The following is a 22,850-nucleotide window of genomic DNA, read 5'->3' as shown; positions in this document are numbered from 1 at the left end:
TGACCGACCAATGCGCCAGCACACCCGTCAGTTCACAGCTAAGCTGATCGAATCATACGGAAATCGTATGATTTGTTTCGTCCTTGTTTTTTCCAGCCGCTGCCGATTGCAGGCTCGCGATGAAATTACGATATTGGTCGTCAAAATTTGAGCTCTTATTTATTTCGTCTTTCTTTTTATGTTTGATTTTTAATTTGATATTGATCGATTCATGGTCGATTTTTTCGTGATTTTCCACCTTCTTTCGGAGGCTTTCTTGCAGTTTTTTCTCTCGCAACCTCCGTTTGCGGCGTTCTCTTTTCACCTCCAGCCATGCCGCCAAGGTGGTGAAGAACGGCTTGAGGCCGTGCGCCATGGAGATGGTCAGCTGGAGCCAGCGGACCGTGACCGGCTGCTTGCTGGGTGGCCGCTCGATCTCGGCGAAGCCGAAATGCACCGTGTGGGCGCCGTAGCGGCTGTAGATCGCGATGACCTCCTCGATCTGCCGGGCCTTGCTGTTCATCGCCGGCAACAGCGCGACCACCTGGCGATCGGTGCTGCTCGACCGCTCGGAGACGAACTGGCGCAGGGGACGCAGGATGTCGTCCTCGCCCATGCCGTTGCCGACGAACAACAGCGGGTTGGACCCGAAGCCGATGTCGAGGGCGTCCGCCACCACCTCGCCCTCCTTCCCGCGCCGGAGGTAGAGGTCGAGGTAGTCGCGCTCCGTGACGACCAGTTCGTCGCCCTCGGCGGCCCGTCCGTGGAGATGGATCAGGCTGAACGCGTTGGTCGCGTCGTCGACCGTGAAGTTGATCAGGTCGGCGGCCCGTTCCGTCCGGAACACCGTGTCGGCCGCGGTCGCGCCGAACGGATTGGTCGTCTCGTAGAGCGCCGGTTCCTGGCCCGGCGCAGCGGCGCCCTGGTCGCGTTCCCGCGTGAAGCCGCGATGGGCGATCAGCTGCTCGATGTCGAGGTCGAAGTTGGTGGTGATGAACCGGCGGATCCGGAGCTTGTCGGCGATGATCGCCAGCGGATCCCGCTCGGGCGGCACGGATTGCGTCCGCAACTCCGGTTCGCCTTTCTCGGACGCTTCTGCCCTCAGGCCGTCGATCACGGCCCGGGGCTTCGAATCGAAATCGGACTTCAGGCGTGCCAGCGCCGTGACCAGGAAGCGGTAGGTCGGCAGCCTCCCGGTCGCGGGCCGGCCGGCTGCCAACGTCCCGTAGAGACGCGCCGCCGCTTCGGGGAGCCTCAGATCGAACCGATCGTCCCCGCGCCGCAGGCTTTCCGCCCGCCCCTCGTCGCCGTCCCGGCTCACCTGCTCGATCGCGAGGTCGCGGTGCCAGTCCCGGTACGACGATCGCGGCCGCGCGGAGAGGCGGTCGCGCGTCGGCAGCCCGCGATCCGGCTAATCGTCATTCCAGAAGAAGCTCTCGATCGCGGCCTCCCGCGACTCGGCGGTGTCCCGCGACCGGGCCTTTGCGCCCAGGTCGTCCATCAGCTTCTCGATGAGGAGCGTCGCATGCCCGGTATCGTCGAAGAGCAGCTGCTTGACCTTCCGGCGGAACTTCTCGCGGCCCGCCGCCCCATCCTTGGCGATCTCGAGCTGCTCGCAGAACTGGAACGCGGCCGGATAGCGCCCGCTCTGCAGGTCGCTGCTGGCCGAGCGCTGCAGGATGTCGAGTTCCCGCAGGATCGTGCGCAGGCGCCCGGCCGCCTCCGTCTCGCCTGCCGTCCCGTTCGTGTCCCGTTCGGCCAGGCCGTGCTCGACCAGCGACCGGACCAGACCGCTCCAGCTCAGCCGACCGTAGCTCATCGAGACGCCCGAGCCGACGAAGGCCACCACCCTGCCGATGTTCAAGGCCCGGAACAGGATCATCTCGCCGTGCCGCGCGATCAGCTCGTGGTCCAGCGTCGATTGCAGGTAGTGGGGAACGTAAGGCCAGCGATCCAGCGCGTGCCAGGCGGAATCGTTCCTCGTCTTGCCCACCATCATGGCGCTCCATCGGCGACGACCGGCCGGACGAGATGCCGGGTCTACGTTGCCTCCCGCGCCTCGACCACCACCTTTTCGCATGGCAATCGGACGCTGCTCTTGGTCTTTGTTTTTGTTGTATTGTCTGAGACGACCCGATCTCAAGGTCGTCGCAGACAATGCTCCGGGCCGGCTCCTGCCGGGCAACCTCCACCCGGCCGGGGATTCAGAGCCACACGACGTGGAAGCCGGCCCGCACGATCCGGTCGCGGAAGCCGAGCACCATCATCCTGTCCCGTGCCTTGTAGTGCTCGGACAATTCCTGGTAGGGCTTGAGGCAGTCATGCGTCTTCAGGGTGTAGTCGCGCGTCGGCCCCCGGACCCAGCCATGGGCGCGGCGGTGGGCCATCCACCCGTCGTGCTCGGCCTCCGCCAGCCGCTCCATGTGATGCTCGACCTGGGCCTTGAACTCCTCGGCGCCCACGACGCGCTCGAGCCGTTCGCGCCCCCGCTTGGTCACGCCCATGCCGATCAGCGCCAGCACGTCGATGGTGCGCCGCGCTGCCGCGGCGTTGTCCTCCTGCACGGAGGCGGGCAGGTCGTCGAACGCGCATTGGATCTCGGGCGAGACCGCCCAGTTCCGCTCCGCGTCCCGTCGCTCCCCCTCGCCGGCCTTCGCGATCTCGCTCGCCGCGCGGGCCAGATAGGCCTCGTGGATGTGGCGGGCCTGGCGGGTGACCGCGTCGGCGGCACGGAAGGCCGCGTTCCGCCCCAGGATCGCCTCGAACGCCGCGCGGTCGACCGACAGATCCAGGATCTCGGGCGGGGGCAGGGCGGAGCACCGGATCGGCTCCCCGGGTCGGCCCCTCAGCGCCTTGGCGAGCTTCTCCAGCGACCGGGAGCCGTGCCGGTAGCGGGGAGCCAGCAGCAGGGCCGTCAGCAGGTCCGCGTCGATGTCGAGGGTTGCGGTCGATGACGGGGCCAGGAAGTGGCGCAGGAGCTGGGCGCGCCGGAGGGGGAAGGTCCGGTCGTCCTCGTTATCCTCGCGCGGGTTCGGGCCCATCACGTCGAGAGTGGCATCGAGCCGGCTCACGAAGTCGGGGCCCTTGCGTGCCTTGAACGTCTTGTCCGTGTCGACGCTGCGGCCCTCGCTGAACAGCCGGAAGGACGGGCTCGTGCCGCCGGCGAAGACGAGCACGACCTTGCCGACCGCGTGGCTGCGATGCCCGTCCTGGAAGACGCCGTCCTGCATCGGGGCGATGAGGTGCTGCAGCCAGCGCAGCTCGTTGGCGTCGAACTCGTCCAGGAAGACCACCGGCGTGATCCCGCTCAGCACGAGGTCGCGGGCCTGGTGGAAGGGGCCGGCGAGGTCGGCGGCGTCCTCGATCTGGGACAGGTTGCAGGTGATCCACCCCCGCTCGCCGAGGATCTTCTTCGCGATCTCCTTCACGCCGAAGGATTTGCCGGCCCCCGGGGGACCGAAGATGCCGATGCAGAGCGGCCGGTCAGGCTTCGGATCGGCCTCGAACCGCGACATCAGCCGGCGGATGCCGCGCAAGGATTCGATCTCGCGCCAGTCCAACGCCGTCAGGTTGCCGAAGACCGCCCGGGGCTGCCCGGCGAGCGCCAGATCCGGGCCGTGCGTCACGAGGAGCCGCGCGAGGCCGAGCACGGAGGGCGGCTCTTCCTGCTCCGGCGGAGTCTGCGACGAGAGCAGGAGGCTCCAGCCCGGTGCGAAGCGCCCCGTGTCCGGCCAGGGCAGCACGACGTGGGCGAGCGTCGCGGCGGGCGCCCCCTGGCTCCCGTGCTTCGTCGTCTCCGTCGTCGTCAGCAGCTCCGCGAGGCGCTCGAAGGGAAAGCCGTCCGGCGTCAGGCCCGGCGTCACGGCCCCGTGCCCGGCGTGGACGAGGTCGCGCACCGCGTGCAATCCCGCCTCGACGTACCGGGCGAGCGGGTCGGACGCGGCCCCCTCGGCGGCCGCGTCGGCCGCGGCCCACAGGGTCACCGCGGCCGCCATGCAGGTGAGCTGACCCGGCACCTCGCCCTCGCGCTCCGACGACCAGTCCCCTTCGATGCCGACCGGGTCGAACACGAGCGTCGCCGTCCTCCGCCCGTCGGGCGACCGCGCGATCACGAGGGCCGCGTCGGCGGAGAAGCATACGACCAGGTAGCGGCAGCGGGCCAGGGACACCAGGATCGGGTCCTGCGACAGCACGGCGTGCAGGTCGGAGAGCGTGCGCTCCCACGACAGCCCGCGACTGATGGAGCTCTGCTGCTCCTGCCGCAGGTCGTCGGCCGACACGACGCAGATCAGGTCCTCGCGCAGCTGGCCGTCCGCGCTGCGGCCCGCCCGGTCGCCCCAGATCAGGTCCTGCCAGAGATCGTTGCGGGCAAGGGGCGCCACGGTCCTGAGCACGATCCAGCGGGGAGCCCCCTCGGAAAACCAGGAGCGCGGCTTCGCGTGGTTGCGAAACCCGAGATTCGCATCGTCGATCGCGACGACGGCGGGAGCCCGGGTCTTGACCGCCTCGGCATCGGGCGGCCGGTCGTGGCCGCGATCGTCGCCGATGCCGGGTTCGTCGCCTCCCTTGAGGACGGCCTCGTGGCGCAGCCTGGCGCGCCAGACCCGCTCCTTGCTCCCGGTCGCGGTGGGTGTCGGCGCCCAGGCGCCGACGAGGCGCCGGGTCCTGCGCACCGACCCCGTCGGGCGCGGGGTCTCCGCGGCGTCCACCTCGTAACCGAGGCTTCGATCGGGCTGCCGAACGGCAGCCAGCAGAAGCTTTCGGAGCCCTTCGGCGCCGCCCGGTTCCTCGACGCACTCGGCGGCGCGCGCCCCGACGAGCCCCTGGCCCGACCACGCCGTCTCGTAGAGATGCTGCGTGTCGACGATGTCCCCCGCGACGAGAATCCTCGTCGCCTCGCCAGATCCGGCCATGTGGCATCCTGGAGATCAATGCTGCGCAGACGTGCTCGCACGGCACATCAGTCCACTAATAAATATCATCAAATTTGCCGGCGCAAGATAATTTTTTGAACGTCTAATATAATCTTCTTTTAATATAACAAAATATTCATCCGTTATTTTTTACATTACGATGACTTGGAAATGACAAAACAAACATCTCTTTGTTATATTTCAAAAAAAGACAAGTAATTCAATCATGCATGGACCGAATTGAAAATATGATTGGTCCACGAATATTGGCGAGGCGGCGCTGCCGCGGCGGTTGAGCGCGCCTCCGGCGCCCGGACGAGCCAGGGTCGCGCCCTTCAGGCCCGGATGCGACCCGGCCGGCGGCACGGCTGGCATTGCCGCCCGGCTCTCGGCCGTTGCGCAAATCGTCGGCGCCATAGATGGGTGCCATTGCCGCTTGCCGGACACTAGAACGCCGCGTAACATGCATCTAGAAATTGATTCTATTTTTTCACTGGTGAAAATTCGAGTTTTTATTCATAAAATATCACACATAAAAACATGCTTACGCCATGCGGGAGGACGAAACATGATATCGTTCGATAATATAAAATCTAGAAATTCTCGGATTCGACGGTATTTGCGTAATATATTACGCATTCATACGATCATATCGGCTGTAGCGCTGGCCTCGACCTCGTTGCCGTCGCACGCATCCGAGGCGGAGGATGCCGCCAGCCGGCACGTCTATGCCACCGGGGGCGTCCACAACGACAAGGATTGCGACCCGCCGGAAAGCTGCGTGTACCGACGCGGTGCGGGGGAGCCCACCGATCCCGCCTATCCGGCCTGGTGGACGAGCGGCTGGACCATGTACCGCGTGTTCAACAATTTCGACGCCTTCCCGCCGCCCTACGCCAACCCGCCGGCCGGCCTGACGCCCGGCGATTACGAAGTCTCCTACGGCACCAGCTACTACGACTCGACCTACGTCCCGGCCGACAAGGACGGGACCGGCGCGATGATGGAATATTACGACAAGCGCTGCCTGCCCATCTTCCCGTTCGACAACAAGTTTTCCTGCGCGTTCGTCTCGCTCGGCAACAAGGCGTACTTCCTGCGCTACGCCGACCGGCCGCCGGAAACGCCGCAATGCTGCCAGTTCTCGCTCAAGAACCACCCGCCGCGGGTCGATTTCATCAAGCACCTGCCCTACAACGCCGCCGAGAGCCGGCATGTCGGCGATTCGCTGCAGGCTTATTCGTACCGGGTCGGGGGTAAGCTCAACATCCTGTTCGGCTACGCCTTCGACAAGGCGGCGACGCCGGACGCGGTCGACACCGCGGCAGCGCCGTATCGCCACCCGCAATCCTTCTACTTCTCGGGCGTGCCGACCGATCCGCCGAACGCGCCGATCGTGAGCCAGAACTACACGAACTTCCGCATGCAGCGTCCCGACCCCGAAGCCACCTGGGCCCAGGTCGCGCGGATGTGCCCGGCGCAGCCCGAATGGTGCTGCCTGTTCTCGACCGATTGCCCCGGCCGCAAGCTGACGCAATCGACCCGGCCGCCCCAATGGACCGATTTCACCACGCCGCCGCGGATGCCGGCCTCGCCGGAGGAGAAGAAGCCGTGAGCTACCTCGATCTCCCACGCTTGAGCTTCTACGGACGCATCCAGATCGACGTATCGACGATCAACAACGTCGTCCAAAACTACGACATCGCGTCCTTTACCGAACAGGACCAGACGATGGCGGGGGGCGGCGGCTGGAATCCGGAAGGGACCGGCGTCTTCCGGCTCGTCGGGTGCCGGATCACCGGGGCGGTGCTGCCGGGGGGCCGGGCCGTCGGCCCGGGCGGGGATCCGGTGATCGGCATGGCGCTCGGCAACGCGAACGACCGGGTGCCGGGCAAGCTCGTCGATCTCGATCCCCAGCAGCAGATGTGCTCCGAGATCTGGGGCCTGCAGCTGCGCCTCGCCGATGCGGCTGACGGCGACGTCTTCGTCGGCGACTACGCCCCGGCGTCCTTCTTCGATCTCTGGCCCCGGCAGCTGCACAAGGACCTGCCGAGCGACCAGGTGCTCGCCGCCGCCTACCGGTCGGTCCTGACCGGCCTGCGCTGGGGCGATACGCACGGCTCGCCCGTGCTCACGGCACTCCGCGCACGCTCCGAGGCGGACCGGCTCGCCGTCACCATGAACCTGTTCGGCTACGGCCGCGACCCCGCCAGCCCGCGCTACACCTACGCGACGGTGGCGGGCGCCATCGGCCCCGCCCTCGCGGGCGAACCCCGGCACTTCGTCATGGGGCGCCATCTCGTCCCACCGCCATCGGGCGGAAAAGTCGGCCAGTTCGCCGCCACGGTCGACGAGGGCCGCAAGGAGGTGACGGCGGATTTCGGCAATTGCCTGCCGATCACCGATGCGGAGGGCGAACCGGCCGATCTCGGCCCGCTCTACCTGGCGGTTCCGCAGGCGCAGACCGACACGGTCGTGCAGGAGATCGACGCGGCCGGGATCACCCTCCTCGGCGAGGTCGGGTACCGGACGCCCGGCTGGTACCGGGACGGGGCCGGCATCCAGGCCTTCGCGCCGGAGCCCTGGCCCGCCGCGATCGGCGAGCGGCCCCTGCTGCTCGTGAGGCCGAAGGCCGGCGGCGGCTTCGCCGTGCTGGCGCAGGAGACCCAGGGCGGCCTCTACGTCCAGGCCGACGTCCCGGTGGTGCGGCTCGAGCCCGGGGCGACGCGGGAGGTCGCGCTCTACGCCAGCCGCTACGGGCGCCCGCTCGCCACGACGATCACGCTCGCCGACACGATCGGGACCCTCGGCATGACGGGAGACGGAACGGGCCAGGCTCCGACGGTCGCGAACCCGCCGAACCAGGTCACGTTCCGCGAGCCGGTCGAGTCCGGTGCGGACGGGCGGGCGGTGCTGCACCTGACGGGCGGACACCTCACACCCGCCTCCCCGCGCGGCTACATCGACGGCCAGCTCTACGGGATCGGCTACGCCCTGCCCGGCACGCCCGCCGCCAATGCCGCCGACCCGTTCAACTTCATCAGCGTGCTGCTCTTCAGCCCGGTCGCGATGCCGGCCGCACCGACCTGGTTCCGCGACGTCCAGCCGATCATGCAGCAATACGCCAACCTCTACCCGATCATGAGCAAGCGGCTGTTCCGGATCGACGATTACGACACGGTGGTGGACAACCTGCGCCTGCTCGAATTCGCCTTCTCCCTGCCGACCCCCGACCCGAACCACATGCCGGTGACCCGCGACCTGTCGGACGGCGCGCGGGCGCTGATCCTCGCCTGGATGCGCCGGCCCGGCCCGGACGGGAAGCCGCTCAAGGGCAGCCCGGGCACGGCACCGTCCCGGTCCGAACCCCTGGCGGTCCTGCCGCCGGTCGCCCTCGACCTGCATCCGACCCAGGCCCGGGGCAAGACCGCGGTGCTCCTGGAAATGGCGGCGCGGAAGCGTGCGGAGATGATGTCATGATCCGGATCGAGCGTCATTTCATCGAGCGGGTCCGGGCGGCGGCGGCGCCGACGGATCTCCACGACCTCCTGCAGCGGGCGATCCAGCTCGAGCACAGCACGATCCCGCCCTACCTCACCGCGATGTTCTCCCTGGCGGAGGGGAAGAACCGGCGCATCGCCGAGCTCATCCGCTCGATCGTGGTCGAGGAGATGCTGCACATGTGCATCGCCTCGAACATCCTGATCGCGATCGGGGGCCGTCCGGCGATCAACCGGCCGGACTTCATCCCGGTCTATCCAGGCCCGCTGCCGATGTCGATCGGCGGCAAGGACTTCACCGTCGGCATCCGCGCCTTCTCGAAGGACCTGGTGGCGCGAGTCTTCATGAAGATCGAGGAACCGGAGCATCCGATCCCGGTCCAGGAGGCGGGGCTCGCCGCCGTCCCGACCTATGGGACGATCGGCGAGTTCTACGCCGCATTGAAGGAAAAGCTGAAAGAACTGGTCGCGACGTCCGGCAAGACCATCTTCGTCGTCGGTCCGGACCAGCAGGTCCTGTCGTGGTTCCCCGGCGCGGAGCTGTTCCCGATCGTCGACCTCACCTCGGCCGATGCGGGAATCGACCTGATCGTCGAGCAGGGCGAGGGCACGGCCACCAATCCGTTCGACGCACCGGGCGAGCCGGCCCATTACTACCGCTTCGGCGAGATCGTGCATGGGCGCGAGATCGTCGCGACCGACACCGGCTATGCCTGGGCGGGCGCACCGGTGCCCTTCGACGAGACCGGAGTCTTTCCGCTCAAACCGGACTGCAAGATCGCCGATTTCGCCCCGGGCACCCAGGCGCACGAGCGGATCCTGGCCTTCGCCACCGGCTACAGCAGCCTGCTGAACGTCCTGCACACGGCCTTCAACGGCCGGCCCGACGCGATCAACGACGCGATGGGGGTGATGTACAACCTCAAGGTCACCGCCACCCGGCTGATGACGACCCCGGTCGGCGACGGGAGAGGACTGACCGTGGGGCCGAGCTTCGAGTACGTCCGGGCCTCCTGACCGGGTGCCCTGGTCACATAGGATACGACATGGCAGGCTGCGCCCGGGCGTCGCTCTCGCACCCTGGCAAATTGCTGTGTCGTGGGCCGTGCTCGTCTCGGTCACGGCGCGCGAAAGCCGTCGCAGGCGAGCCTACGGGCCCGGAAGTCGGATGACGGCCATGAGCGATACGGAAACCCAGCGCATGATCCTGCAGCGCGTGGATCCGGGGGCGGCCCCGTCGGAGACCGCCGCGGGCAAGGTCGAGGCCGATCCCCAGGTCGCCCTGATCGAGCGGGCCTCGCCCTCGTCGATGCTCGTCGAGGGGGCGCCGGCGGCGATCGACCATCTGGTCGGTACGCTCGACGGGTGGAGCGCCTTCCCGATGACCACCTACGATCGGCCGACGACGCGCCCCCGGATCCTGCGCCGTCCCGACGAAGCCTGAGGGCGGCGGATCAAGACCCTTCCGGGAACACCTCGTCCCGGAAGGGCCCGAGGCAGCGCGCGAGGTCGGGCGGGACGGGCCGCCCGGCCGCGACGCGCTCGCTCGCGAAATCCCGCAGCATCGAGGCGAGGTGCGGGTTGGCGCGCGCGTCGAGGCCGACGATCGGGCCGAGGGGCAGACCGACGAACACCGCCTTGAGGACCATCTGGCTCCAGCGCGGCTCGGCGAAGACCTCCGCCGGGTACGGGTTGCGATGGGCCAGGGCCGCGAAGACCGGCGTGACGGCGCTGCGCAGGGCCTCCGCGGCGACATCCTCGAGCAAAGCTGCGCCGGGATAGAGGGGGAGCCCGCGCAGGTAGGTCACGTGCTCGCGCAGGTCGGCCCGCCGGCAGAGTTCGGCCAGGGTCGCGGCGAAATGGGCATCGTCGCGGTGGCTCGCGAGGAGGAGGCCGATCCGGCCGGCCTGGTCGATGCCGAGGCCGTCGGGAAAGAAGCCGGGGCGCAAGGCCTGCGCGGCCGCGACGTCCTCCGGCCCGAGCGGCAGCTCCGAGCGGCCGAGCCGCCGCGGCACCCAGGCCAGGCCTTGACGCAGGGCGTCGTCGCACGGGCGATCGGGCGTTCCGATCCGCGCCACGGTCTCGCGGTACCAGGCGAGCCCCGGCGGCGCCACGGCCCGGGCGAGCCAACCCTCGATCAGGGCGAGGAGCCCCCGGATCCGGTCTGCCGGCGCGTCGGCACACGAGGGGGCGGGCGAGATTCCGGACATGGGCCCTCAGGTCCCCGGGACGACGCGTTGCAGCACGAGGGTCAGCCCGAACCCCGCCACGCAGACCAGGGCGAGCCCCGGCGAGACCGGCGCCACCAGGGCGGCATCGACCAGGGAGATCGCGGCGATCAGGCGGGTCACGGCGGCGGGCACCCGGCCCGGCCGCGCCCGGTCGCGCAGGAGCCGGAGCGCCGAGAGGTCGATGCCGGCGAGGAGGAGGCAGGCGAGCAGAGCCGCCGGCATCGCGGAGGATCCGGCCGTCACCGCGAGGGCGAGGGCGGTGACCGGCGCCAGGGCCAGGACCGCGAGCGGCCAGAGCGCGCCGATCCGGTCGAGGCTCTCCTGCCGGGCCGCGTAGGTCAGGCCGACGACATGCGCGAAGACCGCGAGCGCGCCGGCGAGGACCGGGGCCGCAAGGCCGGTCCCGGCTGCCGCCGCCGTCGCCACGTAGAGGGCGGCCCGGCACCCGCCCATCACGAGCGGGCTCAAGGCGAAGCCCTTGTGATGGACGTCGTAGGCGACGATCAGCGCGGCGAGACTGGCCGCCGCCGCAAGCGCGCCGGGCCCCTGCCGGGCCATCAGCGCGAGGCCGACGCCCAGGAGCGCGAAGCCGGCGACGAAGACCGTGCGCGCCGCGACCCGCCCGGACGGGATCGGCCGCGAGGGCCGCTCCCGGGCGTCGATGGCGCGGTCGCAGGCATCGTTGAGGAACATGCCGCCGACGTAGAACAGCGACATCGCAGCAAGGACCTCCGCCGCGGCGCCGGCCGGCAGCCCGCCGGCCAGGGACGCGGCAGCGAGCACGTTGGTCCAGACCGTCGGCAGGTTCGAGACCCGCCCGAGCCGCAGCCAGGCCCCGGCGAGGGAGGGTGACGCGGCGGGGGCGGTCAGGTGCATGGACGGATCTCCCGCAGCACGAAGTCGAGTTCCCGGGCGATGCTCTCGGCCTTGCCGTCGAGCCGGAGCGCCTCGGGCAGGATGTCCCAGGTATAGGTCTCGACCTCGAGATGCGGGGAGAGGCCGCCGTCGCAGGCGGCGGCGAGGAGCGCGATCAGGTCGGCTTGCGTCGAGCCGATCGCCCCGAGGCCGGGATGGAAGACCGGAACGTGGCAATGGATGCGCCACTCGCCCCGCGCGCCGCCGTCGCGGAAGGCGGCGGCGGCGTCGGGAAGGTCGAGGTGGCGCTCGAGGCCGGATCGGTTGCGCACGACCACCTGGTGCAGGTAGCGGCCGGTATCGAATCGCATCAGGTGGGGGAGCAGGTCGGCGCTCATCGCCGGGACGCGCAGGGCCGAGGAGAGCTGGATCTTCGGCAAGGCGATGCCCGCTTCGCGGATCCGGCGGCAGGCCGCGACGGGATCCTCGAACTCGACCGCGCCGTGGCAGACGTCGTAGCAGAGGCCGAGGTGGCGCCGCAGGGCCGCCTCGGCGGCTGGCCGCGACAACCCGGTCAGGCCGACGAAGGCGGCCACCGCCCCGGCGCCGAAGCACTGCACCTCCAGGAAGGCGCAGGCCTCCTCGGTGGTCTCGAGGAGGCAGCACGGCTCCGGCTCGAGGGCGAGCACGATGCGGCGCCCGGTCCGGCGCTCGATCTCGACGAGGTCGGCCGCCGCGCCGAGGAGGTTGCGGCTCATCCGGTCGAGGGCGCCCTCGATCCGGCCGACCGGCCGGAACGCGCCCGGCACCGTCGAGAGGCTGCCCTCCAGGCCGTCGGGGAGCAGGCCGGCGAGGATCCAGGCCGCCTCGCGGGTGAAGCGGCGGCGCTCGGGCTCGCGCCAATCCGGCTCGTAGACGCGCGCCTTGACCGGGACGCCGTGGAAGGGCCCGTACGGGAAGGCGTTGACGGTGAAGACGTAGGCGCCGAGCGCCGCGATCCGGTCGCGGAACTCCGCGAGCGCTCCGGGCGCCGTGAGGTCCCGGGCGGCCACGGCCGAGAGCCTGAGGCCGATCCCGAGACCTGCGTCCGGGCAGACCTGCGCCTTGATCCGCGGCAGGTGGCCGACGATCCCGTCGACGATCTCCGGCAGGGTCTCCCCGGCATGGATGTTGGTGCAGTAGCCGAGATGCAGATCCCCGGCGGCGCCCGCGACGCGCATGATCAGACCCGATCGCCGGGACGGCTCGCATATCGCGCTGCGACAATCGTCACGACGCCGATCATTGGTCGAAACCTCGCGCCATGCAGACTGGACCGCTGGGATGTCACACTAGATCGGCTCGATCCTGGCCTGAAAGCCATAGCATCGCCCCTGTTTCGGCAATGTCACCAAACAATCTTCCGGCAAACACTGCGAACCCGCTCAACGATGCCGGCGATGATGGGATCGTCGGGCAAGATCGTCAAGCGCTTAAAGAATAACTTCGATCTTGCATCGACGTGAACCGCATGACATGAGAGAGTCTCATCGAGACGAGGCAGGCCCGGACCGGCTTGACGCTGGGACATCGTCGCAGCATCGGGACCGGCATCGCGTTCAATCCTGGCATTCGATCGCGCGCGGAGCGCCGGCATGCACCCCACCCTGGTGATCCTGGCCGTCGGACTCACCGCGCGCCTGATCGGCGCGCATACGCCCCACCTGCGCGGTCTCGCGGCGGGGGGCGGACGGCGCAACCTCGCGGCCCTGCTGCCGGCGGTGACCTGCAGCATGCAGGCGACCTTCACCACCGGTTTGACGCCCCGGGATCACGGCATCGTCGGCAACGGCTGGCTGTTTCGCGACCTGATGGAGATCCTGTTCTGGCGGCAATCGAACCGCCTCGTCGGCGGGGAGCCGGTCTGGGAGGCGGCGCGCCGGCGCGACCCGTCCTTCACCTGCGCCAACCTGTTCTGGTGGTTCAACATGGCGGCGAGCCACGATGTCGGGGTGACGCCGCGGCCGCGCTACAAGGCCGACGGGCGCAAGCTGCCGGACATCTACACCAAGCCGTCCGAGCTGCGCGACGAGTTGCAGGCCGAGCTGGGGACCTTTCCGCTGTTCCAGTTCTGGGGGCCCGGCGCCGCGATCCGCTCCACGCGCTGGATCGCCGACGCGACCCGGCACGTGATGGGAAGGCGGCAGCCCACCCTCACGCTCTGCTACCTGCCCCATCTCGACTACGACCTCCAGCGCTTCGGGCCAGACCCGGCGCGGCCGGAAGTGGCGCGGGCGCTCGCCGACCTCGACGCGGTGGTGGGCGACCTCCTGGCCGCCGCCGGCGACCGGCGGGTCCTCGTCCTGTCCGAATACGGCCTGACCCCGGTGAGCCGGCCGGTGGCGATCAACCGCCGCCTGCGGGAGGCCGGCCTGCTCGCGGTCCGGGACGAGGACGGGGGCGAGCTCCTCGACCCCATCGCCTCGCGGGCCTTCGCGGTCGCCGATCACCAGGTCGCGCATCTCTACCTCGCCGCGGATGTCGACCCGGAGACGGTGCGGGGCCTCGTGGCGGCGTTGCCGGGGGTCGAGGCGGTGCTCGGGCCGCGGGAGAAGCGGGCGGCCGGGCTCGACCACCCGAATGCCGGCGATCTCGTCGCCGTCGCGCAAGCCGATGCCTGGTTCACCTATTATTACTGGCTCGACGATTCCAGGGCCCCGGATTTCGCCCGGACGGTCGAGATCCACCGCAAGCCCGGCTACGATCCCGCCGAACTCTTCCTCGACCCCCGGCTGCGCCTGCCGAAGGCGGCGATCGCCGGCCGGCTGCTGCGCCGCCGGCTCGGATTCCGCACGATGATGGACGTGATCCCCCTGGATCCCGGCCTCGTGCGGGGATCGCACGGCCGCCCGACCGACCGGGCCGAGGACGGGCCGGTGCTGCTCTCCAGCGTGCCGCACCTCCTCGGGGACGAGGAGACGCTGCCGGCCACGGCGGTCAAGGGGCTGATCCTCGACCATCTGTTCTCCGACGCGGCGCCCGCCCGGCGCCGCGCCCTCCGCGAGGTCGCCGCACCATGACCGGACCCGAGACGAGGCCGCCCATTCCTGCCTGCGAGGACGCCGCCGGGGCGGAGGCGGGCTATGCCTGCCCCTGCTGCGGCGACCGCCTGCCGGCGGAACTCGTCGCGCGGATCCTGGCCGGGGCGGGCCTTCCGGCCCAGGCCGGCCCGGGCGCGAGGCCTTCCGGCCTTCCGGCTTCGGGAGCCCGCTTCATCGATCCCCACGCCCACATGATCTCGCGCACGACCGACGATTACGAGGCCATGGCCCGGGCCGGCGTCGTCGCGGTGATCGAGCCCGCCTTCTGGCTCGGCCAGCCGCGCACCAGCGTCGGCAGCTACCGGGATTACCTGTCGACCATCACCGGCTTCGAGCGCTTCCGCGCCGGCCAGTTCGGCATCCGGCATTATTGCACGGTCGGGCTCAACCCGAAGGAGGCCAACGACCCGGAACTCGCCGAGGCGGTGATGGACATCCTCCCCGCCTTCGCGCTGAAGGACGGGGTCGTGGCCCTGGGCGAGCTCGGTTACGACGAGCAGACCGCCGCAGAAGACCGCTGCTTCCGGGCCCAGGTCGAGCTCGCCCGGTCGATCGGCCTGCCGATCCTGATCCACACGCCCCACCGCGACAAGACCCGCGGCACGCTGCGCACCCTCGACGTGCTGCGCGAGCACGACGTCGATCCGGCGCACTGCGTCATCGACCACCTCAACGAGGAGACGGTGGCGGCCGCGCTCGACCGCGGCTTCTGGGCCGCGTTCTCGATCTATCCGGGCACCAAGATGGGCAACGAGCGCATGACCGAGATCGTGCGGCGCTTCGGACCCGAGCGGCTGATCGTCGATTCGGCCTGCGACTGGGGCGTCTCGGACCCGCTCGCGGTGCCCAAGACCGCGGCGCTGATGGCAATGCGCGGCATTCCGGAGGCCGCGATCCGCCGCGTGACCTACGGCAACGCGCTCACGGTCTACGGGCTGAACGGCGAGATGCGGGAGGAGCACTGGCTCGATCCGGACCCGATCGACCAGCGCCTGCTGTTTGAGGGCAACAGCGTCCTGCGCGGCGGCCAGGCCGCGCGGGTCGACACCCCTCCGCCCGATCCCCTGGTGATCCGCTGATCGGATGCGGCGATTCCGGCCGACGTGAAGTCCATTGACAGTCGGCCGGCGAAAATGGAATGTTTAAAAGTCGGTCAATTTCTGTCTTACCCTGCGAATGTCGCTCGTCTCCCGCGTCATGACAGAAAAACACCTTTCCGATTTTCATCCGACTGCTGGGCCCGCGCCGGGCCATCGCGTCCAGGCGACGAAACTGGACGATGCGAGGGACGCCATGGTCGCCACACCCGAATCTCCCGCCACGCCCGTGAGCCTGATCTCGCGCTGGTTCATCAGGCCCGGCCGGGAGGAGGAAGCATCCGCCGCCCTCGCGCGGCTGGCGCAGGCGGTCCGGGCGCAGGAGCCCGATACGCTGACCTACCTCGTGCACCGGCCCGCGGGTGAGGCGCGGCTGCAATCCCTGCCGCCGTCCGAGCCGAACGTGGTGGTGTTCTTCGAGAGCTACCGGAACGCGCAAGCGTTCCTGAGCCACGTCAACGGACCGGTCTTCCAGGACTTCGTCGCCGGTCATGGCGACCTGTTCGTGCCGACCGGCGGGGCGCATCCGGTGCCGTTCGCGACGGTCGAGTTCCTGCGCAAGGAGGCGGGCTTCGTCCGGGCGGCCGGCGAGCCGGAGGCCGACGACGACGCCTCGGCGGTGAACCACTTTCCCTCGGTGATGTTCGAGGTCGTCGCCGAGGATCTCGCGGCGGCCAAGGCCTTCTACGCGGAGGTCTTCGGGTGGCACTATCAGGCCGGAACGAGCGGCTTCCAGTACATCCACTTCCCGGCCGGCGCCCCGCCGCTCCTCGGCGGGCTCGGACAGGCCGACAGCGCCGTCAAGGGCTTCGAGCCCGGGCGCAACTTCTACCTGCTCGTGCCGACGATCGAGCCGTTCCTCGAACGGGCGCTCGCGGCGGGCGGCACGTCCCTGATGCCGCCCACCCGCGTCGACGGTTACCGCTTCGCCATGTTCCGAGACCCGGAGGGCAATCCCATCGGTCTCATCGAGCCGTTCGAGTTCTGATCCGCTCCCGCACGAGGCTTTCCGGGCATGAGCTACCTGTCTTCCCTGCGCCTGCACTTCGCCGGCGAGTTCCAGGCGAACATCTCGACCGTCAACAACGATCCGGGGCATTTCCACAACGCGACGTTCAAGGACAGCTACCAGACGATGCAGACCGCGCAGGCGGCGAACGGCTGGTTCAATCCGCAGGGCGATGCCTCGTTCCGGCTGCTGGGCTGCACCGTCACCGCGGCCTGGACGGCGGCGGGGCCGGCCGCTCCCCGGGACCCGATCCTCACCTACGTCGTAGCGGATTCCGACGGCGCCGTGCCGGCCAAGCTCGTCGATCTCGATCCCGAGCAGCAGCTCGTCTCGGAGATCTGGGGCCTGGAGGTGCGGATCGCCGACAAGCACGGCAACACCGTGCTGCGCGGCCGCTACGTCCCGGCGGCCTTCACCGACATCTGGGACCGCGCCAGCGGCGGCGGCGGCGGCGACGTGGGGGCGGGAGCGGCCTACCAGTCGGTGCTGGAGGACCTGTGGTGGTCCGAGGCGATCACCTCGCCGTTCCTCCTCGCCCTCAAGCAGGCGTCGCAGGCGAGCGGGCGCCTGTCGATCAAGTTCAACGTCGACGGCCTCAACGCCGATTTCCGCTCGCCGCGCTTCATGTGCGGCCGGATCGCCGGGACCATCGGCCCCGCGGCGCCGGGCGAGCCCCGGCACCTCGTGGTCGGGCGCCATTTCCTGGCGGTCGCCATGGCGGGGGGCAACTTCTTCACGCCGGTCGGCGGCCTCAACCATTTCCCGGCGGTGATCGAGCCGGAGACCGGGCGGCTGATCGCCGATCTCGGCAACGCCCTGTCGACGGCCACTCCGGGGGGCGCGATCAACGACGTCGGCGACCTCCAGCTCGCCGTCGTCGATCCGTCGCGACCGCGCTCCGATCCGGGGGCGGTCGTGCCGCTCGGCACGCTCGCGCCGGCGACGGGGTCGGCCGGCTACGCGCAGGTTCCCGGCTGGTACGCGCGCACCGCCGGGGTGGTGGTGATGCCGCTGAGCGAGGTCCAGCGGCGATGGCTGGAGCATGCACCCCTCGCCGTCACCGGCCATGCGAGCGTCGGGATCGCGGAAGCGCCGAACGGCACATATCTCCGCGCCGACACCTACGTGTACCGGATGAGCCCGGGCGAGAGCGTCGAGATCCCGATCCGGGCGATGCAGTGGGGCCGGCCGCTCGCCGGCGCCGCGGTCTCGGTCGCGCCGGACAAGTCCCAGCTCCAGCCCACCCCCGCCGAGCCGCCCTATGTCGAGGCCGGGCCGCCGGTGGCGACGCCGGACGACGTCCTCGCCGTCGGCCCGCTGCCGCGGACCGACGCGGACGGCATCACCACGCTGACCCTGACCGGGCGCGACCCCGGCACGCCGCGCTGGTTCAACGGCGGCCGGGATTACGGCATCGACGGACAGGTCTACGGGCTGCGCCCGTCCTTCGCCGATCCGGCGCTCGCCGTGCCGGGACCCCAGGTCAACCAGTGGGACTTCATCAGCGTGCTCCTGTGGAGCGGCTTTGCGGCCCCCGAGCCGGTGACCTGGACCATCGTGCAGCCGATCTTCCAGCAATACGCCAACCTCTACCCGGTGATGCTGCGGTTCCTGAACCTCGCCGATCCGGAACAGTTGCGCGAGAACCTGCCGCTGTTGACGCTGGCTTTCTCGCTGCCGGTCTCCGACCCCAACACCATGCCGGTCACGCGCGACCTCTCGCCCGCCAAGCGGGAGGCGATCCTCGCCTGGCTCGCCAACCCCCTGCCTGGCGATGTCGCCGCCCCGGCCGCCCTCGCCGCGTCGTCCGCCCCCACGCCACGCCCGCCCGCGGGTCCCGGTCCCGGCGCCGGGAATCCCGCCGCCAAGGGCGGCAAGGCGGCGGCGGCCGCGCGCCGCCTCATCGTCCAGGCCCGCAACGGAGCCCAGTCATGATCCGCCTCCAACGCTCGATGATCGCGGGCCTCGACCGGCCCGACCTCGCCACGGTGCAGGCGAAGCTGCAATCGGCGATCCAGCTCGAGCACTCGACGATCCCGCTCTACCTCTACGCGCTCTACTCCCTCGACCCGCAGCGCAACGGGGAGATCTGCGGCATCATCCAGGAGGTGGTGGTCGAGGAGATGCTGCACATGATCCTGGCGTGCAACGTTCTCAACGCGATCGGCGGCACGCCGGGGATCGACACACCCGACTTCATCCCGACCTATCCGGGCGCCCTGCCGGGCGGGGTGGAGAGCGACCTGTTCGTGCAGTTGGCACCGTTCTCCAAGACGGTCCCGGACGGGATGAGCCAGCTCGACTGCTTCATCCAGATCGAGGAGCCCGAGCACCCGCTCGCGTTCAAGGCCCTTGCGGCGGTGGAGGAGCCCGTCACCATCGGGCAGTTCTACGCCAAGATCTCGCAGGCGCTCGCCGACCTCGCCGCGACCGACCCGAACCTGTTCTCCGCCACGCCGCGCCACCAGATCGGCCCGGACCTGATGCCGGAGGCCGTGGTGGTGACCGACCTCGCCAGCGCCCGGCAGGCGATCGAGACGATCGTGGAGCAGGGCGAGGGCACCACGGTCTCGCCGCTGGCGGTGGTCGGCGGGGGCTACGCCCATTACTACCGCTTCCAGGAGATCCGCCACGGCCGCCGGCTGGTCCCGGTCCCGGATGCGGTCGAGCCCGAGGACCGCTACAGCTATGCCGGCGCCGAGGTGCCGTTCGATCCGGCGGGCGTCTACGCGGTCCCGACGAGCCCGTCCGCCGCGACGTACCCGGCCGGCTCGGCCGCTTCCGTCGCCAACGACACCTTCAACTATACTTATACGTCGCTGCTCAAGGCGCTGCACGCCATGGTCAACGGCGCGGCGACCCCCGATCAGTTCAACCGGGCGCTCGGGATCATGATGTCGCTGAAGAGCCAGGCCCGCGCGATGATGAGCGGCCTGCCCGATCCCGGGCGGCTGGTCGGACCGAGCTTCGAATACCTGCCGGTCCTGCCCGGAACCCGGGGCTGACCATCCGCCGGGCAGGGCCCCGCGGCGCCCGCCGCCCTCGGCGAGGAGCCGTCCTCTGTCGGGCGGAGGGCGGGGAGCCGGAGCGCCGCCCTCCTTTCGGAACGTTTGGATCAGGACTTGCCGAAGCCGTAGAGCGCGGCCGGGTTGTCGACGAGGATGCGCCGCCGTGCCGCCTCGCTCGGGGTCCATTCGGCCAGAAGGTCGAACAGGCCGGCATCGTCCGGCATGTGCTTCTCGCCGCGGTGCGGCCAGTCGCTGCCCCAGACCATGCGCTCCGGCGCCGCCTTCGCGAACAGCTTGGCGACCGCGGTCGCATCCGCGTAGGCCGGCGGGCCGCTCGTGGTGTTGAGGTAGGCGCCCGACAGCTTCATCCAGGCCCGGCCGCCGTCGAGGAGCTTGCGGACGACCGGGACGGCGCGGTGGTCGAGCCCCTGCCCGGGCAGCAGGCGGGCGAGGTGATCGATGACGAGCGGGGTCGGCAGGCGCGCCAGCACCTCGGCGTGGTCGGCGATCTGGTCGCCGGTCATGTAGACCTGGACGTGCCAGCCGAGGGGATGGACCTTGCGGGCCATCGTCTCCAGGCGCTCGGCCGTGGTGACGCCCCAGGATTGCGGGGTGACGAAGTTGACCCGGATGCCGACCGCGCCGCTTGCGGCCATGTCCTTGAGTTCGGCCTCGGTCACGTCGAGGTCGACGACCACGACCGCGCGGGCCGACGCACCGAGCTGCGCCACCCCGTCGAGGGTGGCGCGGTTGTCGATGCCGTAGGTCGATGGGGTCACGACGACCGTGCGGCTCGTGCCGATCCGCTGCTGGAACAGGCGGTAGGCGGCGACGTCGCTGTCGGCGACCGGCTGGCCCTTCCAGTGGGCTGAGGCGGGAAAGCGCGTCGAGAAGATGTGGATGTGCGAGTCGCAGGCATTCGCCGGCACCTCGGTCGTCGGCCGCTCGGTGCCGGACGAGAACGGGACGGCGATCTGGGCGAGGGCTTTGCCGACGGGCAAGGTCGTTGCGGCGAGAGCGCCGGTGGCTCTCAGCATGTCTCGGCGCGATGGAGCGAGAACAGCATTCATGGTGACCTCCCTGTTATTCTTCTCTGTCATTTGAAATTTGAGCAAATCTCTCCTCTCCCGTGTGATACGAAATCCGGAAGATCATGTCCGGATTTCGTATCATCAGCCCGCGCGGCGCCTGAGCGAAGCCGCTTTCCGAATCGCGAAGCGATCAATCGGAAAGCGTATGAGAGAGGGAAGCTCGCGACTTGTCTTATACCAATGGCCCAAGATGCTGACGCATCGAAAAGGCCCGTCAGAAGCCGTAGAGCCGGGCCGGGTTCGAGACGAGGATCTTGGCTTGCACGGCCGGATCAGGCGCCCAGTCCGCCAGGAGGTCGAGGAGGCCGGCATCGTCCAGCTTGGCTTCAGCCGGGGAGGTCGGGTGCGGCCAGTCGGTGCCCCAGACCAGCCGCTCGGGCGCGAGCGCGACGTAGGCGCGGGCGAGCCGGCCGCGATCGGCGTAGAGCGGCGGGCCGGATTTCGACAGGATGTAGGCGCCGGTGAGCTTCACCCAGGCGCCGCGGCTGGCGATCAGGTCGGCGATCACCCGGAAACCCGGATGGTCGGGACCGGCCGGCTCGGGCAGGTGGCCCATGTGGTCGAACACCACCGGGACCGGCAGACGCTCCAGCACGTCGCGCAGCTCGCCGATCTTCTCGCCCTCGGAGACGAGCTGGATGTGCCAGCCGAGATCGGCGATCTTGCGGGCGACCGGTTCGAGATCGGTGATCGGGGCGCCGCCCGGGAGCCGGGTGCCGAAGCGCACGCCGCGGATGCCGGCCGCGTCGAGGCGGCGCAACTCCTCCGGAGTGACGTTCGCATCGAGCATCGCGATGCCGCGGGCGGTCGGCCCGAAGGCCTTCACCGAGTCCACCAGCAGCCGGTTGTCGGTGCCGTAGGTCGAGGGCTGCACCACGACGTGGCGGGTGAGGCCGAGCCGGCGCTGGAGCGCACGGTAATCCTCGATGCTCGCATCCGGCGGCCGCAGGGTCGCGGCGGGCGCCGGGGGGAAGCGGGCGTCGTAGATGTGGTGGTGGCAATCGGTGGCGTTCGCCGGCACCGCGATCCGGGGCTTGTCGGTGCCGCCGGACCAGCGCACGGCCTGGGCGGCGGCCGGCGTGCCGCCGAGGGCGAGGCCGGCGGCCAGAAGCGCGAGGTGGTCGCGCCGGGTCATCGTGCTCATCGGACATCTCGGGCGTGGGAGAAGAGGGGCTGGCCGGGAGCCGGCATCGGCGCGGTCAGGATGCTGCCGGTGGCGGACTCGGTGATGAACAGGGTCGTTCGGTCCGGCCCGCCATAGGCGACGTTGGTGGTCGAGATGCCGGCGGGCGACCTCACCCGCAGCAGCGGCTCGGCCACCGGCGACAGGCGCCAGATCGAGCCGAAACCCGTATGGGCGACGATCAGGCAGCCCTCCGCGTCGAGCGCGATGCCGTCCGGGCCGCCCATCCCGCCGTGGAGTTGCGCGAACACCCCGACCTTCGACACCAGCCCGCTCGTGGACAGTGGGATGCGCCAGATCTGCTGGGCCCGGGTCACCGCGACGAACAGGCTCTTCATCGCGGTGTCGATCACGATGCCGTTGGGGCTCGGCACGGTATCGATCAGGCAGGTCAGTTCGCCGGAGGGGCGCAGGCGGTAGACCCGGCCGGTCGGGTCCTGCAGGCCGGTCTGGCCCTGGTCGGTGAAGTAGAGGTCGCCGTTGGCCGCGAAGGTGAGGTCGTTGACGCCCCGGAATCCCTCCGAGCCGGCCGTTTCGAGGAACGGCGTGACCACCCCGCTGTCGGGATCGAGCAGCATGATGCCGTTCTTGTAGCAGGTGATGAAGATCCGCCCGTCCTGGTGGATCTTCAGCCCGTTCGGCCAGCCGTCGTATTCGGCGACGAGGTCCCAGGCCCCGTCCGGCGTGATCCGGAAGATCCGTCCGTGCGGGATGTCGGTGACGTAGAGCCGGCCTTGGCGGTCGAAGACCGGTCCTTCGAGGAAGGAATCGATCGCCTCGCCGCCGCGATTGGCGGTGGCCCAGGCCGTGGGCTTTCGCACGCGGTAACGGTCGGGCAGGCGGGTGAAGGTCTCGGCCGTGACGGAAGGCGGGGGAGCGAAGTACATCGGGGAGCCCTCGACGG

Annotated in this window: 18 protein-coding genes; 9 read left to right on the top strand and 9 right to left on the bottom strand. The window is 69.7% G+C overall.

Translation table 11 applies throughout. The features are described 5' to 3' along the window. Window positions 1-52: 52 nt before the first annotated feature. The 3 genes from HBB12_RS32060 to HBB12_RS32050 all read right to left on the bottom strand — a co-directional run bounded on the left by HBB12_RS32060 (window position 53) and on the right by HBB12_RS32050 (window position 4,892). Entirely contained in the window at window positions 53-1,300 is a 1,248-nt protein-coding gene (locus HBB12_RS32060; protein ID WP_236993124.1) for an SIR2 family protein, read from the bottom strand. A 90-nt stretch (window positions 1,301-1,390) separates the two neighbouring features. Beyond that, window positions 1,391-1,978: a hypothetical protein gene (locus HBB12_RS32055; protein ID WP_236993123.1), complete on the bottom strand. Its 588-nt coding sequence runs from the start codon at window positions 1,976-1,978 to the stop codon at window positions 1,391-1,393. A 205-nt stretch (window positions 1,979-2,183) separates the two neighbouring features. Then, window positions 2,184-4,892 (bottom strand): RyR domain-containing protein, encoded by a 2,709-nt coding sequence (locus tag HBB12_RS32050; protein ID WP_236993122.1) that lies wholly within the window; start codon window positions 4,890-4,892, stop codon window positions 2,184-2,186. A 679-nt stretch (window positions 4,893-5,571) separates the two neighbouring features. Here HBB12_RS32050 and HBB12_RS32045 point away from each other — a divergent pair. The 4 genes from HBB12_RS32045 to HBB12_RS32030 all read left to right on the top strand — a co-directional run bounded on the left by HBB12_RS32045 (window position 5,572) and on the right by HBB12_RS32030 (window position 9,836). Then, on the top strand, window positions 5,572-6,507 hold the full coding sequence (locus tag HBB12_RS32045; RefSeq protein WP_236993121.1) for a hypothetical protein: 936 nt from the start codon (window positions 5,572-5,574) through the stop codon (window positions 6,505-6,507). Next, complete coding sequence (locus HBB12_RS32040) at window positions 6,504-8,372, top strand: hypothetical protein (RefSeq protein WP_236993120.1); 1,869 nt, start codon at window positions 6,504-6,506, stop codon at window positions 8,370-8,372. Before HBB12_RS32045 ends, HBB12_RS32040 begins: the two co-directional genes overlap by 4 nt. Beyond that, the gene (locus HBB12_RS32035; RefSeq protein ID WP_236993119.1) at window positions 8,369-9,409 is read left to right on the top strand and encodes a ferritin-like domain-containing protein; all 1,041 of its coding nucleotides are present in this window, start codon (window positions 8,369-8,371) and stop codon (window positions 9,407-9,409) included. Before HBB12_RS32040 ends, HBB12_RS32035 begins: the two co-directional genes overlap by 4 nt. A 160-nt stretch (window positions 9,410-9,569) precedes the next feature. Next, on the top strand, window positions 9,570-9,836 hold the full coding sequence (locus tag HBB12_RS32030) for a hypothetical protein (protein WP_236993118.1): 267 nt from the start codon (window positions 9,570-9,572) through the stop codon (window positions 9,834-9,836). A gap of 10 nt (window positions 9,837-9,846) precedes the next feature. On the opposite strand, the gene HBB12_RS32025 is transcribed toward HBB12_RS32030, so the two are convergent. From HBB12_RS32025 to eboE, 3 genes are read right to left on the bottom strand one after another with little or no spacing between them, the layout of a single operon-like run. Further along, window positions 9,847-10,602 (bottom strand): EboA domain-containing protein, encoded by a 756-nt coding sequence (locus HBB12_RS32025; RefSeq protein ID WP_236993117.1) that lies wholly within the window; start codon window positions 10,600-10,602, stop codon window positions 9,847-9,849. A gap of 6 nt (window positions 10,603-10,608) precedes the next feature. Beyond that, window positions 10,609-11,499: a UbiA family prenyltransferase gene (locus HBB12_RS32020; RefSeq protein ID WP_236993116.1), complete on the bottom strand. Its 891-nt coding sequence runs from the start codon at window positions 11,497-11,499 to the stop codon at window positions 10,609-10,611. Then, window positions 11,490-12,698, bottom strand: a complete 1,209-nt coding sequence (gene eboE / locus HBB12_RS32015; RefSeq protein WP_236993115.1) for a metabolite traffic protein EboE — start codon at window positions 12,696-12,698, stop codon at window positions 11,490-11,492. The genes HBB12_RS32020 and eboE overlap by 10 nt, the downstream gene beginning before the upstream one ends. A gap of 414 nt (window positions 12,699-13,112) precedes the next feature. Between eboE and HBB12_RS32010 the strand changes: the two genes are divergently transcribed. The 5 genes from HBB12_RS32010 to HBB12_RS31990 all read left to right on the top strand — a co-directional run bounded on the left by HBB12_RS32010 (window position 13,113) and on the right by HBB12_RS31990 (window position 19,669). Next, complete coding sequence (locus tag HBB12_RS32010) at window positions 13,113-14,537, top strand: alkaline phosphatase family protein (protein WP_236993114.1); 1,425 nt, start codon at window positions 13,113-13,115, stop codon at window positions 14,535-14,537. Then, the gene (locus HBB12_RS32005) at window positions 14,534-15,637 is read left to right on the top strand and encodes a TatD family hydrolase (protein WP_272913329.1); all 1,104 of its coding nucleotides are present in this window, start codon (window positions 14,534-14,536) and stop codon (window positions 15,635-15,637) included. Before HBB12_RS32010 ends, HBB12_RS32005 begins: the two co-directional genes overlap by 4 nt. A 214-nt stretch (window positions 15,638-15,851) precedes the next feature. After that, window positions 15,852-16,643, top strand: a complete 792-nt coding sequence (locus HBB12_RS32000; protein ID WP_236993113.1) for a VOC family protein — start codon at window positions 15,852-15,854, stop codon at window positions 16,641-16,643. 27 nt (window positions 16,644-16,670) lie between these two features. Continuing rightward, a complete protein-coding gene (locus tag HBB12_RS31995; RefSeq protein WP_236993112.1) occupies window positions 16,671-18,599 on the top strand; it encodes a hypothetical protein in 1,929 nt (642 codons plus the stop codon). Then, entirely contained in the window at window positions 18,596-19,669 is a 1,074-nt protein-coding gene (locus HBB12_RS31990; RefSeq protein ID WP_236993111.1) for a ferritin-like domain-containing protein, read from the top strand. Before HBB12_RS31995 ends, HBB12_RS31990 begins: the two co-directional genes overlap by 4 nt. A 110-nt stretch (window positions 19,670-19,779) precedes the next feature. Here HBB12_RS31990 and HBB12_RS31985 read toward each other — a convergent pair whose 3' ends face one another. From HBB12_RS31985 to HBB12_RS31975, 3 genes are all read right to left on the bottom strand, one after another. Continuing rightward, a complete protein-coding gene (locus tag HBB12_RS31985) occupies window positions 19,780-20,709 on the bottom strand; it encodes an amidohydrolase family protein (protein WP_236993110.1) in 930 nt (309 codons plus the stop codon). Between the two features lie 268 nt (window positions 20,710-20,977). Then, window positions 20,978-21,907 (bottom strand): amidohydrolase family protein, encoded by a 930-nt coding sequence (locus HBB12_RS31980; RefSeq protein WP_236993109.1) that lies wholly within the window; start codon window positions 21,905-21,907, stop codon window positions 20,978-20,980. Beyond that, on the bottom strand, window positions 21,904-22,833 hold the full coding sequence (locus HBB12_RS31975; RefSeq protein WP_236993108.1) for an SMP-30/gluconolactonase/LRE family protein: 930 nt from the start codon (window positions 22,831-22,833) through the stop codon (window positions 21,904-21,906). The genes HBB12_RS31980 and HBB12_RS31975 overlap by 4 nt, the downstream gene beginning before the upstream one ends. Between the last annotated feature and the right edge of the window lie 17 nt (window positions 22,834-22,850).

The sequence above is a fragment of the Methylobacterium sp. SyP6R genome, assembly GCF_019216885.1.
Lineage (GTDB): Bacteria > Pseudomonadota > Alphaproteobacteria > Rhizobiales > Beijerinckiaceae > Methylobacterium.
Note: the sequence above shows the minus strand (reverse complement) of the source record. Positions and strands in the feature narration are given on the sequence as shown.

Coding starts and splice junctions, on each gene's coding strand:
- HBB12_RS32055 (WP_236993123.1), bottom strand. CDS start 1,978: ATGATGGTGGGCAAGACGAGGAACGATTCCGCCTGGCACGCGCTGGAT.
- HBB12_RS32050 (WP_236993122.1), bottom strand. CDS start 4,892: ATGGCCGGATCTGGCGAGGCGACGAGGATTCTCGTCGCGGGGGACATC.
- HBB12_RS32035 (WP_236993119.1), top strand. CDS start 8,369: ATGATCCGGATCGAGCGTCATTTCATCGAGCGGGTCCGGGCGGCGGCG.
- HBB12_RS32030 (WP_236993118.1), top strand. CDS start 9,570: ATGAGCGATACGGAAACCCAGCGCATGATCCTGCAGCGCGTGGATCCG.
- HBB12_RS32025 (WP_236993117.1), bottom strand. CDS start 10,602: ATGTCCGGAATCTCGCCCGCCCCCTCGTGTGCCGACGCGCCGGCAGAC.
- HBB12_RS32020 (WP_236993116.1), bottom strand. CDS start 11,499: ATGCACCTGACCGCCCCCGCCGCGTCACCCTCCCTCGCCGGGGCCTGG.
- eboE (WP_236993115.1), bottom strand. CDS start 12,698: ATGCGCGTCGCGGGCGCCGCCGGGGATCTGCATCTCGGCTACTGCACC.
- HBB12_RS32010 (WP_236993114.1), top strand. CDS start 13,113: ATGCACCCCACCCTGGTGATCCTGGCCGTCGGACTCACCGCGCGCCTG.
- HBB12_RS32005 (WP_272913329.1), top strand. CDS start 14,534: ATGACCGGACCCGAGACGAGGCCGCCCATTCCTGCCTGCGAGGACGCC.
- HBB12_RS32000 (WP_236993113.1), top strand. CDS start 15,852: ATGGTCGCCACACCCGAATCTCCCGCCACGCCCGTGAGCCTGATCTCG.
- HBB12_RS31995 (WP_236993112.1), top strand. CDS start 16,671: ATGAGCTACCTGTCTTCCCTGCGCCTGCACTTCGCCGGCGAGTTCCAG.
- HBB12_RS31990 (WP_236993111.1), top strand. CDS start 18,596: ATGATCCGCCTCCAACGCTCGATGATCGCGGGCCTCGACCGGCCCGAC.
- HBB12_RS31985 (WP_236993110.1), bottom strand. CDS start 20,709: ATGCTGAGAGCCACCGGCGCTCTCGCCGCAACGACCTTGCCCGTCGGC.
- HBB12_RS31980 (WP_236993109.1), bottom strand. CDS start 21,907: ATGAGCACGATGACCCGGCGCGACCACCTCGCGCTTCTGGCCGCCGGC.
- HBB12_RS31975 (WP_236993108.1), bottom strand. CDS start 22,833: ATGTACTTCGCTCCCCCGCCTTCCGTCACGGCCGAGACCTTCACCCGC.